Annotated in this window: 11 protein-coding genes; 2 read left to right on the forward strand and 9 right to left on the reverse strand. The window is 70.5% G+C overall.

What is annotated here, in order from left to right:
• Window positions 1–11 precede the first annotated feature (11 nt).
• From GTZ93_RS22445 to grxC, 4 genes are all read right to left on the reverse strand, one after another.
• Window positions 12–1,934: a GAF domain-containing sensor histidine kinase gene (locus GTZ93_RS22445; protein ID WP_139919474.1), complete on the reverse strand. Its 1,923-nt coding sequence runs from the start codon at window positions 1,932–1,934 to the stop codon at window positions 12–14.
• Window positions 1,924–3,882 (reverse strand): PAS domain S-box protein, encoded by a 1,959-nt coding sequence (locus GTZ93_RS22450; RefSeq protein ID WP_180946094.1) that lies wholly within the window; start codon window positions 3,880–3,882, stop codon window positions 1,924–1,926. The genes GTZ93_RS22445 and GTZ93_RS22450 overlap by 11 nt, the downstream gene beginning before the upstream one ends.
• A gap of 52 nt (window positions 3,883–3,934) precedes the next feature.
• Window positions 3,935–5,605, reverse strand: a complete 1,671-nt coding sequence (locus GTZ93_RS22455) for a right-handed parallel beta-helix repeat-containing protein (protein ID WP_139919476.1) — start codon at window positions 5,603–5,605, stop codon at window positions 3,935–3,937.
• 374 nt (window positions 5,606–5,979) lie between these two features.
• Complete coding sequence (grxC, locus tag GTZ93_RS22460; RefSeq protein WP_139919477.1) at window positions 5,980–6,258, reverse strand: glutaredoxin 3; 279 nt, start codon at window positions 6,256–6,258, stop codon at window positions 5,980–5,982.
• Between the two features lie 207 nt (window positions 6,259–6,465).
• On the opposite strand from grxC, the gene GTZ93_RS22465 reads away from it, so the two are divergent.
• Window positions 6,466–9,075 carry a U32 family peptidase gene (locus tag GTZ93_RS22465; protein ID WP_139919478.1) on the forward strand — a complete coding sequence of 870 codons (2,610 nt, stop codon included), beginning with the start codon at window positions 6,466–6,468 and terminating at the stop codon, window positions 9,073–9,075.
• 50 nt (window positions 9,076–9,125) lie between these two features.
• Here the strand turns inward: GTZ93_RS22465 and GTZ93_RS22470 are convergent, their stop codons facing one another.
• The 5 genes from GTZ93_RS22470 to GTZ93_RS22490 all read right to left on the reverse strand — a co-directional run bounded on the left by GTZ93_RS22470 (window position 9,126) and on the right by GTZ93_RS22490 (window position 12,592).
• Window positions 9,126–9,542, reverse strand: coding sequence for a hypothetical protein (locus tag GTZ93_RS22470; RefSeq protein WP_121751979.1), 417 nt, complete (start codon window positions 9,540–9,542; stop codon window positions 9,126–9,128).
• An 82-nt stretch (window positions 9,543–9,624) separates the two neighbouring features.
• Window positions 9,625–10,371 (reverse strand): queuosine precursor transporter, encoded by a 747-nt coding sequence (locus GTZ93_RS22475; RefSeq protein WP_126933047.1) that lies wholly within the window; start codon window positions 10,369–10,371, stop codon window positions 9,625–9,627.
• A gap of 76 nt (window positions 10,372–10,447) precedes the next feature.
• Window positions 10,448–11,218 carry a dihydroneopterin aldolase gene (locus tag GTZ93_RS22480; RefSeq protein ID WP_120574834.1) on the reverse strand — a complete coding sequence of 257 codons (771 nt, stop codon included), beginning with the start codon at window positions 11,216–11,218 and terminating at the stop codon, window positions 10,448–10,450.
• 17 nt (window positions 11,219–11,235) lie between these two features.
• Complete coding sequence (locus GTZ93_RS22485) at window positions 11,236–11,961, reverse strand: SDR family NAD(P)-dependent oxidoreductase (protein ID WP_139919479.1); 726 nt, start codon at window positions 11,959–11,961, stop codon at window positions 11,236–11,238.
• Window positions 11,962–12,100: 139 nt separating this feature from the next.
• Window positions 12,101–12,592: a hypothetical protein gene (locus tag GTZ93_RS22490; protein WP_167548269.1), complete on the reverse strand. Its 492-nt coding sequence runs from the start codon at window positions 12,590–12,592 to the stop codon at window positions 12,101–12,103.
• 125 nt (window positions 12,593–12,717) lie between these two features.
• On the opposite strand from GTZ93_RS22490, the gene GTZ93_RS22495 reads away from it, so the two are divergent.
• Window positions 12,718–13,434: a class I SAM-dependent methyltransferase gene (locus GTZ93_RS22495; RefSeq protein WP_139919480.1), complete on the forward strand. Its 717-nt coding sequence runs from the start codon at window positions 12,718–12,720 to the stop codon at window positions 13,432–13,434.

Here is a 13,434-nt window from a genome sequence, read left to right on the forward strand (position 1 = left end):
ACCGCTCGCGCTCAATCCGCGGCCAGGGGCAGCCGCACCGTGAAGGTGGTGCCCTGCCCCAGCGTGCTCTCCACGGTGAGGCGTCCGCCGTGGTTCTCCACGATGCCCTGGCAGATGGACAGGCCCAGGCCGGTGCCGCGCCCTTCGGGCTTGGTGGTGAAGAAGGGCTCGAAGATGCGCGACAGGTTGCGCTGCTCGATGCCGGTGCCGGTGTCGCGCACGCGCACCACCGCCTCCGGGCCCTCCTGCAGCGTGGACAGGTACACCCCTCCGCCGGGCTGCATGGCGTGGCAGGCGTTGGTGATGAGGTTGACGAACACCTGCACCAGGTTGGCCCGCACGGCGGCCAGGGGCGGCACGTCGCTCGCGTATTCGCGCTGCACGCTGACGCGGGCCTGGGAGACGACGTGCTCGCAGAAGCCCACCGCCATGTCCACGACGGCGTTGAGTGACACGCGCTCTGGCCGGTCCTGCGCGGGCCGCGCGTAGCTCACCAGGTCGCGGGTGAAGCGCAGGATGCGGTGGCTGCTCTCCAGGATTTTCTTCAGCTTCTCCTGGTCCGCGGGGTTCGCGCCCGGCGTCATCCGCGAGCGCTGCAGGAGCGCGTCCGCGTAGGTGGCCACCGCCGTCATCGGGTTGTTGATTTCATGCACCACGCTGGCCGCGAGCTGCCCGATGGAGGCCAGCTTCTCCGCGTGGATGATGCGCTTCTCCAGCTCCTTCACCACCGTGACGTCCTGGCCAATGGCGATGACGCCCTCGACCTCACCCGGCTGGGTTTGCATGGAGGAGGTGGCGAAGGACACGCGCACCTCGCCGCCGTCGCGGGTGAGCAGGCGCGTCTCTAAGTTGTTCACGGACTCGCCGCGCATGGCCGCCGCCAGCACGGGCGCCAGCCGCAGCTGCTCGCTGTCCGCCACCAGCGAGGACAAATCCCGCCCCAGCACCTGCTCCTTGGTGAGGCCGGTGAGCGCGCTCAGCGCCTGGTTGAAGACCACCACCTGCTTGTCCCGGTTCACCACCAGGATGAGGGCGTTGGCCTTCTCCAGCAGCTCCTCCAGGTACTTGCGCACGAACGTCAGCTCGTCGATGAGCTTCGCGTTCTTCACCGCGACGGCGACCTGGCTGGCCAGTTGGAGCAGCACGCGCTCGTCGTGCGCGGGGTCCGCGTCCAGGCCCTCCGGGTACTCCATGTTGATGGCGCCGAAGAGCTGGCCGCTCGCGACCAGCGGGGCGCTCACCGCGCGGGTGCTGCCGTGGAAGAGCAGCGGCACCTCTTCGGAGATGGTCACCCGCCCCTGGGGCAGCGCCGTCTGCGTGAGGTTGGTCTTCTCCACCGAGCGCTGGAAGAGGACCAGCGGTTCATGCGCGCCCTCCTTGAGGCGGCCTTCCGCGTAGAGCGACGTGAGGCCGCCGGTGCGCGCATCCACGATGCGGATGCAGAAGGCGCGGCCGGGGAAGAGCTCCTTCACGCCGCGCGCCACCGCGGCCACCAGCTCCTCCTCGCCGCCCGCTTCCGCCACGCTGCGGCCCAGGTCCAGGAGCACGCCTTCCGTGCGCGCCTGCTCCAGCAGGGCCCGCTCCGCCACCACCAGCCGGCCGCTGATGATTTCGGTGTCCACGCGGACGCGCACCGCCACGGTGTCCGCCCGGCGCGACAGGGTGAGCACCAGCGACGTGCCGCTCTGGAGCACGAGGTCGAACTCGTGGGACTGCCCGTCCTCCGGCGCGACGGCGCTCGCCAGCACTTCGGCCACCACGTCCACGCTGATTTCGTGCATGGCGCAGAAGCGGCGCAGCGCGGGGTTCACGGCCGCGATGCGCAGGGACACGTCGCAAACGGCGGCCGGCTCGTCCAGCGCGTCGAAGAAGGCCTGGAAGGCGTCGGGGGCCAGATTTCCGGACGGGCGCACGGCGAGGACCTCACTCTTCATGGGAGCTGGCCTTGTCGAGGTCGAGGATCTGCTGCGCCCCCACGTACGACTTCGTCTCGTAGCGGGTGATCTTCCCGATCTTCCGGACGATCTCCGCCATGCGCTCCGCCTCGCGGTAGATGATGTCCACCGGCCTCCAGGCGAAGTCCTCCTCCTTGAGCTTGCGCTTGAGCAGCTCCGCGTAGCCCATCACGGAGGTGAGAGGCTGGTTGAGTTCGTGGGCCGCGGTGCCGGCGAGCGCGACGATGACGGCGTTCTTCTCGCTCTCCTCCAGCCGGTTCTCCACGTCCGACAGCTTGCGCTCCAGCTGCACCCGGTCCCGGAGGTCCGTGAAGATGCCCACGGTGAAGGACTCGCGGCCGCCCTCGTAGACGATGGAGGCCGTCATGTTCACGGGCACGCGCTCACCGGAGCGGTGCATCAGCTCCTGGCGCGTGAGTGACAGCCGGCCCTTGCCGCCCATGTCGGGCCCGCGCAGCTGGGCCATGATTCGCTGGGCGACGCCGGGCGGGTAGAGCTGGAGCGCGTTGAGCTTCTCCTGGGCCTCCTGCGGGGTGTAGCCGCACATGGCCTCCGCGCCCTTGTTGAAGAGGATGATGCGCCCCTTCAGGTCGGCCGCGATGATGGCGTCCACCGACGAGTCGATGAGCCGCTCCAGGAAGTCCTTCGTGTTGCGCAGCTCGTCCTCCAGCTTGCGAGCGTGCGTCACGTCGCGGAAGGACAGGATGGTGGCCGCGTCCTCGTCGCGCAGCGGCGCCGCGGACATGGACAGCGTGAGGCAGCGGCCCGCGGGCGTGCGCACCACCACGTCCACGCCCATGCGCGCCTCGCCGCGCGACGCGGACGTCACCAACTCCATCAGCACGCCGTCGTCCACCGGCTGGGTGATTTGATTCAGGTGCTTGCCACGCGCCTCGCCGGCGGTCGTGTCCAGCATCTGCGCGCCCGCGGGGTTGAGCGACAGCACGGCGGCCTCGTCATCGAGGATGGCCACGCCCTCGCTCACGTGGGCGAAGAAGAGCTGGTAGGGCTTGAAGGACGCGGCCTTCTCCTCCGCCGCCAGCCGCGCCGTCTGCACGGACTGGAGCACCGACGCGCTCCGCAGGGCCACCGCCGTCGCGTGGGCCACCGTGGTGAGGAAGTCGATTTCGCGAGTGCTGAAGGCCCGCCTGCGCCCGGCCGCGCGGAGCAGCAGCACGCCGCGCACCTGGCCTCGGATGGGCAGGGGCAGCGCGGCGATGGCGTGGATGCCTCGCGCGGCCACGGCCCGACGCTCCAGGTCGCCCAGCAGCGGGTGCGTGGCGGCCTCCTGCATGACCACGGGCTTGCCGGTGCGCACCACCTCGCGGATTTCCGGGTAGCGCGCCAGGTCGATGCGCAGGTCCTTCATGCCCGGGTCGTCGCTGGCGGCGACGATGACGCCCTCGTCCACGCCGCCGCCCACCATCACCAGCGTGGCGCGCGCGATGTCCAGCTGCTCCGCCAGGCGTCGCGTCACGCCATGCAGGAGCGCTTCCACGTCGGAGCTCTCCGCGTAGTCGGCGGTGAGCTCCAGCAGCAGCGCCAGGTCCGTCTGGCTGCGGGCCTGCTCCTCACGCTCGCGGTGGCGCTCCGCGGCGCGCTGCAGGCGCCAGGTGAGCTCGTGCGGAAGGCCCTGGTGGGTGACGATGTCCGCGGGGCGCAGCGTGTCCACGGCGGCGAAGCCCCGCGGCTCCGGGGACACCACCGCGAGGAGCGTGAGGTGCGGCCCGTTGAGGGACGTGAGCAGTTCCACCACCGCGGGGCCGCAGCCGGGGGCGGTGAGGTCCACCAGCGCCAGGGCTGCGTCGTCCGGGTCGTCCACCACGCGCAGGCCCGCGCGCTCGGCGGCGGCGTTCAGGGGTTCTCGAGCCACCGACCCTGGGGGGACCAGGACGATGCCGAAGGCGGGTTCCGACGGGGCCGACACGGGGCGCTGGACTCCGGAGCGAGGGGCCCCAGAGTCTACACAACCCCCGGGGTCAGGGGCAGCCTGACTCGAAGGCACCCTGGTCCGGCGCCGCCCCGCAGAAGGGCAGGCCCAGGGACAGGCCCGCTTCGCGCGCGGGGGACTGCGTGGAGAGCTGGTAGTCGTCCGAGCCCGTGTCCACGAAGCCGGGCGCGCGCTCCTGGGAGCGCTTGTCCAGGCCGGCCTTCGTGCGCCAGTCCGCCAGGCCCAGGGTGGCACCCTCCAGGTTGAACACCGCCGCGCCACTGGTCCGGAAGTACAGGTTGCCGTCCACCACCGCGCCGCTCCGGCCCGCGCCGCCGCGCGCGGTGATGCCACAGCCGGCGAAGATGTTGTTGCGCACATCCAGGCCCTGGCTCGCGCCGTTGGAGCCCGTGCCGAAGATGAGGCACGCGCCGCTCAGGTTCCACACGGTGTTGTGCTGCACCTTCACGTCCACGGACGCGTCGATGCGGATGCCGGTGCCCTCTTCTCCGTCCGCCTCGCCCAGGCCGTCGTGGATGAGGTTGCGGCGCAGGATGACGCGCGTGGGGGGCGCGCCCTCGCGGTTGCCGCCAATCTGGATGGCGCGCGCGTTGGCGTAGAAGACGTTGTCCTCCAGCGTGACGTCGGACGGGGACATGTGGACGATGACGCCCTCGCCCGCGGAGGTGGACACCTCGCGGTGGTTGTAGATGGTGTTGCCGCGCAGCGTGACGCGGGTGCACGTCTTGATGTCCGCGCCGTTCTCCCGATTGTCGTGGAGCTGGTTGTCCTCCACGAGCAGGTTGTCGAACGGCGTGCCTGGATTGGTGGCGCCGCCCTCCGGCCCCAGGCACTGCACCCCGTCGCCGGAGTTGTGGTGGATGTCATTGCCGCGCACCACCACGTTGCTCGCGGAGGTCTGCACACAGACGCCGTGGCTGTCCACGTCGCCCTTGTCGAAGTGGGAGATGTCGTTGTCCTCGATGAGGACGTCGTGCGCCTTCTCCGTCACGTAGACGCCCGCGCCCTCCGTGCCGTTCTTCACGATGCTGTCCCGGAGCACGCCGTGGTGCGCGCCCGCGCCGCGCCACATCACCGCGAAGGCGGACTCGCCGCCCACGTCCACCGTGAGCCCCTGGATGTTCCAGTACGCGCCGCTCACGTCCACCAGCGCCGTCTCGCCAATGGAGCCGCCCTTGAGGATGGCCGTGGCGCCCGGTGCGGCCCTCAGCGTCAGCGGCTTGTCCGCCGTGCCCTGCCGCTCCGTCAGCGGCACGTGTTCGCGCCAGGTGCCGGACTTGAGGAACACCGCCTCGCCGGGCTTCACCAGGGACAGGGCTCGCGCCACCGTGCGCAGGGGCAGCGCTTCCGTGCCCGCAGCGGAGTCGTTGCCGCTGGGAGAGACCCAGAGCACGCGCGTGTATTGCGGCTCGGCGGGCGGCGGCGGTTCGGGCTCCTGGGGCTCCTCCGTGGGCGGTGGGTCCACTGGATCCGTGGGGGTGGTGCCGCCGTCCGTGGCGACGCCTCCGTCCTCGTCCGGAGACGTGCCCGCGTCGGTCGGCGTCTGGGGCCGCCCAGGCGGAGTGATGATGGGTGGACCGGATGTGCCCGGAGGTGTGGCTGTCGCGGGCGCGGGCTCGACCTTGCCGGTACAGCCGACGGTGCCCGCGAGCATCCCGGTGGCACAGACGATGGTCGTCAGGGTCTGGCGGAAGCGCATGTGGACTCCTCGTAGGGGTTCACGGCGCGGGGTGCGCTCGCGGGGTCGGCGGGCAACGGGAACATGCGTGCCGGGCATTCCCCGTCAGCCGTGGGCATCACCGCCGCCCGGTCGCAGGGCAGGCGGGCAGGAGTGTGAATCCACGCGGTTGGGCTTGGCGACAGCGGCCCGCGGATGTGCCGGAGGGTGGGCACCGCGCGCAGGACGGGCTTCAAGGCTCCTACCGCGAGGCCCCGTCCCAAGAGCGCGACAAGTTCCGCCGCCGGCCCCGTCCCAGCCACTGCCCGGAGGGGCGACGCGAGCGCCCGGGAAACACGCAGGCCGTGTCCCCCGGCAGGAGGAACACGACCCGGACGCGACGGCGGAGGATGGCTTCAGGGTGAGGTGGAGTCCTGGGCCTTCTGGCCGAGGAGCGCGTCCAGTTCCCCGCGTGCCTCCAGATCGTACAGGTCATCGCAGCCACCGACGTGGCGTCCCGCGATGAAGATCTGCGGCACGGTCTGACGGCCGCAGCGCCGCAGCATCTCCTTGTGACGCTCTTCGTCCGCGGCGACGTCGACCTTCTGGAACTCGCAGCCCTTCTCGTTGAGCAGGTCCATGGCCTGCCGCGAATAAGGGCAGGTGCGCTTCATGTAGACGACGACCTCGAGCATCACGACCTCCTGCATCAAAGGGTGGGGACTCCGTCCACGGTCCGCAACCCGGCACGAGGGCGCTCACGCCCCTGTCCGTTCTCCACGAACAACATCCCCGTGCCTCGCATGGGATGGCATCCCTCCCCTCAAACGGGTGCCCGTCCGGGGTGGAGTGGACAGGTCGCAAGAGGGGAGCGGCGGGAACGGGCGTGCTAGGTAGGAGTCATGTCTCCCCGACGCCCCGAAATCCTCGCCCCCGCTGGTGACCTGGAGTCGTTGCGTGCCGCCCTGGCCAGTGGCGCGGACGCCGTCTACTTCGGGCTCGATGAAGGCTTCAACGCGCGGGCCCGTGCGGAGAACTTCTCGCTCGAGCGGTTGGCTGAGACGGTGGGGCTCATCCACCGGGCCGGCGCGCGCGCCTACGTGACGCTGAACACGCTGGTGTTCGAGCCGGAGCTGCCGGTGGTGGAACACCTGCTGCGCGGCGTGGCGAAGGCCGGGGTGGACGCGCTCATCGTGCAGGACCCGGCGGTGGCGCTGCTGGCGCGAGCCATCTGCCCGCAGCTGGAGCTGCACGCCTCCACACAGATGACGCTGTCCAGCGCGGAAGGGGCGCGGTTCGCCACGGGCCTGGGCTTCACGCGCATGGTGGTGCCGCGCGAGCTGTCGGTGGCGGAGATCCGCCGGCTGGCGTCGCAGACGGACATCGAGCTGGAGGTCTTCATCCACGGCGCGCTCTGCATGTCGTGGAGCGGTCAATGCCTCACGAGCGAAGCGTGGGGCGGACGGTCCGCGAACCGGGGCCAGTGCGCGCAATCGTGCCGGCTGCCGTACGACCTGGTGGTGGACGGCGAGACGCGCGACCTGGGCGAGGTGAAGTACCTGCTCAGCCCCAAGGACCTGGCGGGCGTGCGCGCGGTGCCGGAGCTGGCGGACATCGGCGTGCACAGCCTGAAGATTGAAGGCCGGCTCAAGGGGCCGGCATACGTCTCCAGCACGGTGCAGGGTTATCGCCGCTGGTTGGATGGCGTGATGGTGGGCAAGCCCGACAGCGCGCGGCTGGCGAAGGACCTGGCGGAGATGTCGCTGTCGTACAGCCGTGGGTTCTCTCACGGCTTCCTGGCGGGCTCCGACCACCAGACGCTGGTGGAAGGTCGCTTCCCGAAGCACCGCGGGCTGTACCTGGGCCGGGTGCATGCGGTGGCTGGCAAGGACGTGCTCGTGGTGCCGGACGACCGGCCGTGGACGGGCGCGCTGGGTCTTGGCGACGAGCGCCCGGAGGCCCCGGCGGGCAACGTGTCCGCGCCGCTCACGGGCGAGCCCGACCCCGCGGACGTGGATCCGCGACCGGGCATGGGCGTGGTGTTCGACGCGGGAGCGCCGGAGGACAAGCACGAGCCGGGCGGCCCCATCTTCCGAGTGGAGCGCGAGGGCGACGCGTGGGTGCTGGGCTTTGGCCATCCGGGTCCGGACCTGGGCCGCGTGGCGCCGGGGCAGCGCGTGTGGCTGAACAGCGATCCGGCGCTCGCGCGGCGCACGGGAGACCTGCTCGCGGAGGGTGAGCCCGAGGGCCGCATCCCGCTGTCACTGGTGGTGTCCGGCGCGGAGGGCTCACCGCTGCGCGTGCGGATGAGCACCGGGCGGTTCACGCGTGAGGCCGTGGGTACGACGGTGCTTGCGCCGTCTCGGGGCGCGGGCGTGGACGCGGCGCTGCTCAAGGACAAGCTGGCCGCGCTGGGCGGGACGTCGTTCCACCTAGCGGAGCTGGATGCGTCTGGATTGGCGCCGGGGCTGCACCTGCCGGTGTCGGAGCTGAAGGCGCTGCGGCGGCAACTGGTGGCGGAGCTGACGGCGGACGTGGAGCGCGGCCCCGTGCGGACGGTGAGCACGGAGCCGGTGGAGGCCAGCGTGCGTCAGGCATTGCTGGCGAAGGTGGCTTTGCGGCCTTCGGAAGAGGCTCCCCGGTTGCTGCCGCTGTGCCGCGACGACGCGCAACTGGAGGCGGTCATCGCCGCGGGCCTGCGCGAGGTGGAGCTGGATTGGATGGAGATGGTGGGGCTCCAGAAGGCAGTGGAGCGGGCGCGCGCGGCGGGGCTGCGCGTCACCATCGCCACGGTGCGCGTGCAGAAGCCCGGCGAGGAGGGCTACGACACGCGCCTGGACCGGCTGCGCCCGGACGCGGTGCTGGTGCGCCACTGGGGCGCGATGATGCACTTCCTGGAGCAGCCGGCGGGGGCGTCGCGGCCGGTGCTGCACGGGGACTTCTCGCTGAACGTCACGAATTCGCTGACGGCGGCGCACCTGTTGAGCCTGGGGCTGGACACGCTGACGGTGTCGCACGACCTGGATTCGGAGCAGCTCTTCGCGCTGCTGGAGCAGGCACCGGCGCACCGGTTCGCGGTGGCGCTGCATCACCACATCGCGACGTTCCACACGGAGCACTGCGTGTATTCACACACGCTGTCCAACGGGCGCGATTACAAGACCTGTGGACGGCCGTGTGAGAAGCACGCCATCGCGCTGAAGGACCGGCTGGGATTGGAGCATCCGGTCATCGTGGACGTGGGGTGCCGCAACACGGTGTTCAACGCGCAGGCACAGAGCGCGGCGTCACTGGTGCCCCGGCTGCTGGAGCGCGGCGTGCGACGCTTCCGCGTGGAGTTCGTGCGCGAGACGCGCGAGGAGGCCACGCGAGTGCTGGGCGCGTATCAGGAGCTGCTCGCGGGCCGACTGTCGCCAGCGGAGGCGGTGAAGCGCGCCGCGGTGCACGAGCAGTTCGGCGTCACGCGAGGCACGATGCAGGTGCTCAAGCACCCGGCGTCGAACGCCCGCTGAAACACGGTGTGAGCAGGGCTCCTGCTTCGAGCCCTGCCCCTTTTGTTCGTTCAGGCGATGTGGAGCACGTCCCCGTGGGACGAAGCACTCCGCAGCCACTTCATGCGCACGAGGACGAACAGCAGCGTCATCGCGGCGAACCACTTCCAGTGGGTGGGGTCGATGCCATCCCCTTCCCGCGCGACAGGCTCCACCAGCATGGCCTCGCTGATGAGGATCGCCATGCCGAGCAGCAGCGGTCCGATGAAGGCCACCGCCACGCAGCCCCAGGTCAGAAGGTCACGGAAGGCCGAGACGGAGCTCCGGGACGACGGTGCCATCAGGCCCAGGACGTCATGGCCGTCGCGGGCTCCGCGCCGCAACCATCGCAGCAGCAGGAACACCACCACCGGCGAGAGCCAGAGTGCGTAGAAGAACCCTACCGTCGGCGGCGGTGGACCACAGACATCCGCGAGCGTGAACTGCATGGGGCACCCTCCTGTCGCTGAAGCGGAACAGAACCAGGAGGCGGGTTCAAGCCGACCACGGTCCGCAGACCCTCTACCGCGTTCAGGCTGCGGCCGCCGACGGGGGCTCGGCCTTGGTGGTCACGAGGTTCACCGGCTCACCGTCCTCGCCCAGCACCACCGGGGCGATGCCCAGCTTGCGCTCCACCAGCGCGTGCCCCAGGTAGACGAGCGGCGTCAGGCCAATGGCCACCAGCAGCTTCACCGCGTACGAGGTGAAGATGATCCGGAAGATGACCTCCCGCGGCAGCACGCCCGTCCAGGCGATGAACTGCACCACCACCGTGTCGATGAGCTGCGACACCACCGTGGAGCCCGTGGCCCGCAGCCACAGCATCCGGTTGTTCGTCACCCGCTTGAGCAGGTTGAACACCGAGATGTCCAGGAACTGCGCCACCAGGTACGCCACCATCGACGCCGCCAGGATGCGCTGCGAACCGCCGAAGACGTTGTTGAACGACGCCGCCACCGTCCCGCTGTAGTCCTTGGCCTCCGTCATTGGCGCCCACGGAATCTGGCCCGCCAGCGCGACAATCACGAACGTGAAGATGGCCATGACAAAGCCCACCCACGTCACGAACCGCGCGACCTTCTTGCCGTAGAACTCGTTGAGGATGTCCGTCAGCAGGAACGTCACCGGGAACGGCAACATCCCCACCGACATCACCGCCACCACCGGGCCCAGGTGCACTTCGAACAGCTTCACCCCGATGATGTCGCCCACCACCAGCGAGGTGATGAACAGCCCCGCGAGCACCACGAAAAGCTGAATCCGCCGGTCCAGGATCATCCGTTGCGTCCTTCAAGAACGAGGCGCCTCTACAGCTAGCATACCCTCCCGCCCCCGTCGCTTGGACGCCCGGGGCCTACTCGGGCAGGTAGTACAGCGTGCCCGCCCCTACCGGCGCGGCCTCTCCGGAAGCGCCCCCTTCGGAGAGCACCAGGCGCGGCCGGTACACTCCCAGCACTGTCTGCTCGGTCGCCGTCGGGTTGTCGTAGCCGTGCCCGAAGACCTCCGGTCCGCTGAACGCCATCCCCCGCCCCACTGGCTGCCCTTGCAGCACCAGCCCCGCGCCCAGCACCAGCTCCATTCCTTCCGTGTGGCCGTCCGCGCGCGGCGGGATGCTGCCTCCCGGATCCACCCGCAGCCGGTACACGCCGTAGGTCGCTCCTTCGTGGATGACGTCCACGTGACCGAAGGGCTTCGCCTCCGTCCGGTACACCATCTCCTCCGCGGTGCGGTGCACCTGGAGCGACGGGATGGCCCAGCCCGTCAGCGCCTCCGGCTTGGTGACCCGCACCGTGGCCGCGTGCAGCAACGCGTGCGGCGCGGCGTCCGTGGGCGGCGCCAGGAGATAGCGACACACCGCCTCCGCCGCGGACTCCAACAACTCGAAGCGGCACGCATCCAGGAGGAAGCGCAGCTCTCCGGCCAGGCGCCCGTAGTGCACGGTGTTCGCCAGCCTCCCGCCCACCGCCGCCTGCCTCGCGTCCAGGAAGAGCGCCACGTCCAGCCGCAGGGGCTGCGGCGTCACGCGCTCGCGGTTGTAGAGGCCCACGATGACGTCCACCGTGAGCCCACGCAGCTCCATCACGTCCAGCGGACGGCCCTGCGCGTCGGTGACCACGGGGTGCATCCACACGGGTTCATGGCTCACAGCTGCGCGCTCCTTCCGCCATCCACGGCGATGACCTGCCCGGTGAGGTACGGCGCCTCGCGCGCGAGGAACACCACCGTGCGCGCCACGTCCTCCACGCTGCCCTCGCGGCCCATGGGCACGCGGTCGAGCACTTCCTTCCGCGCCGCTTCGTCGAAGTGCTCCGGGAAGGCCACCACGCCCGGCGAGATGGCGTTGACGCGCACGTGCGGCGCCAGCTCCACCGCCAACGCTCGCGTCAGCATCACGAGCCCTGCCTTGCTCACCGAATAGTGCGAGTAGTGGCTCACCGCCCGCTCCCCACCGATGTCCGTGAGGTGCACCACCAGCGGGTCCTTCCCCGCGCGCAGCGACGGCAGCAGCGCCTGCGTGAGGAAGAAGGGCGCGTCCACGTTCACGGCGAGCATGCGGCGGTACTGCTCGCGCGTCACGGCTTCGAAGTCCACGCGTTCGTAGAGCCCCGCGTTGTGGACGACCACGTCCAGCGCGGGGTGCGCCTCCCGGACCCGAGCGCCCAGCGCGTCCACGGCCTGCGCGTCGGAGAGGTCGCCGCTGTACAGCGTGACGCCGCGGCCCAGCTCCCGCAGCTCTTGCGCCAGTGCTTCCAGCGGCTCCATGGAGCGGTTCGCGTGAAGCGCCAGGTCGTAGCCGGCGCGGCCGAGTGCTCGCGCCACCGCGCTGCCGATGCGCACGCCCGCGCCCGTGATGAATGCGGTCCCCATATGCGGGCCCTGCCTAACAGGCCCGCCCGCGAAAAAACACCGCGGGGCGACACCTGGAGTCCCCACACCAGGTGCCGCCCCGCGTTGTTCCCCTGCTTCCCCTTTGCGTCGTCCGTCCCGCCTCGTCTCCTCGTGTTGGCTACGGGTAGTAGACCACCGTCTGCCAGCGGCGCCCGCCGTACGGCACCCAGACCCACTCCGTCACCGCCTGGTAGCCGCCCGCCACATAGCGCTGGTCGTAGTAGCCCGGCGAGCAGCTCACGTGGCGGCCGCGGCGGCCACGGGACACGCACTGCTCGGGGACCCAGACCTGCTCGTAGCGCGCCGGCACCCAGCGCTCCACCGTCTGCAGCTCGTAGCGTCCGCGCGAATCCACCGGGCGCGGCATGGGGCCGTAGTTGCCGCAGTTCGGGCCGCGGCAGCCCATGAAGCGGCGCGTCTTCGCGTCGTCATTGTCGTAGCGGAACGCCTGGCCCTGCGGCGCGGAATCCCAGCCGCCGTTGTACCGCTGCTGGCCGCCCCACTGCGCATCCGCCCGGGTCGGGCCGCGCCAGTCCGCCGCGAACGACGTGGAGGAACCGAGCAGCATTGCACCGAAGGCCAGGGTCGCGAGTCCGAGCTTGAAAGCCATGTCTTCCATCCTCCGTCCGAGTTGCTTGTCCTGACTGACGGGGCCCCCGCCGGAACATTCAAATCCCATCGAGTCCCTCTCCACCCCGGTGGCGGGACCGGGGGGATGTGGGTACACCTCGTCCCATGTTCCACCGCGACGGCCCCACCTTCCGCGAGCTTGCACGGCAGGCCCTCACCTCCGTCGAGCAGGGCTACGACCTGCTCGCGCCCAAGTTCGAGCACACGCCTTTCCGCACGCCGGATCCGGTGCTCAAGGCCGCGCTCGCGCACATAGGGCCCGAAGGCAGCGTGGGCAGCGCGCTGGACGTGTGCTGCGGCACCGGCGCCGCGATGCGCGTGCTGCGCCCGCTGTGCCGTGAGCGCGTCGTCGGGTTCGACCTGAGCCAGGGCATGCTGGATGAAGCGCGGCGCAGGCTCGCGGATGCCCCGGGCAGCGCTGCGCTCGACTTCGTCCGGGGCGATGCACTGGCGCTGCCCTTCGACGCGACGTTCGACCTCATCACCAGCTTCGGCGCCTTCGGGCACATCCTGGAGGCGGACGAGCCGCGCCTCGTCGAGGGCATCGCGAGGGCGCTGAAATCCGGTGGCCGCTTCGTCTTCGTCACCGCTAGGCCGCCGTCCGCGCTCAACCCCGGCTACTGGGTGGCGAAGGGCTTCAACGCCGCCATGCGCGTGCGCAATGCGCTCTGGAAGCCGCCGTTCGTCATGTACTACCTGACGTTCCTCGTGCCCCGCGCCCGCGCGCTGCTGGAGGCGGCGGGGTTCGACGTGGAGGTGCGCGAGGGCGACATGCCGGAGCCCTTTGGCCGGCTCGTCACCGTCATCGCCACGAAGCGCTGA

Origin of the sequence: Corallococcus exiguus, assembly GCF_009909105.1 — a bacterium.
In the GTDB taxonomy this organism is placed as follows: domain Bacteria; phylum Myxococcota; class Myxococcia; order Myxococcales; family Myxococcaceae; genus Corallococcus; species Corallococcus exiguus.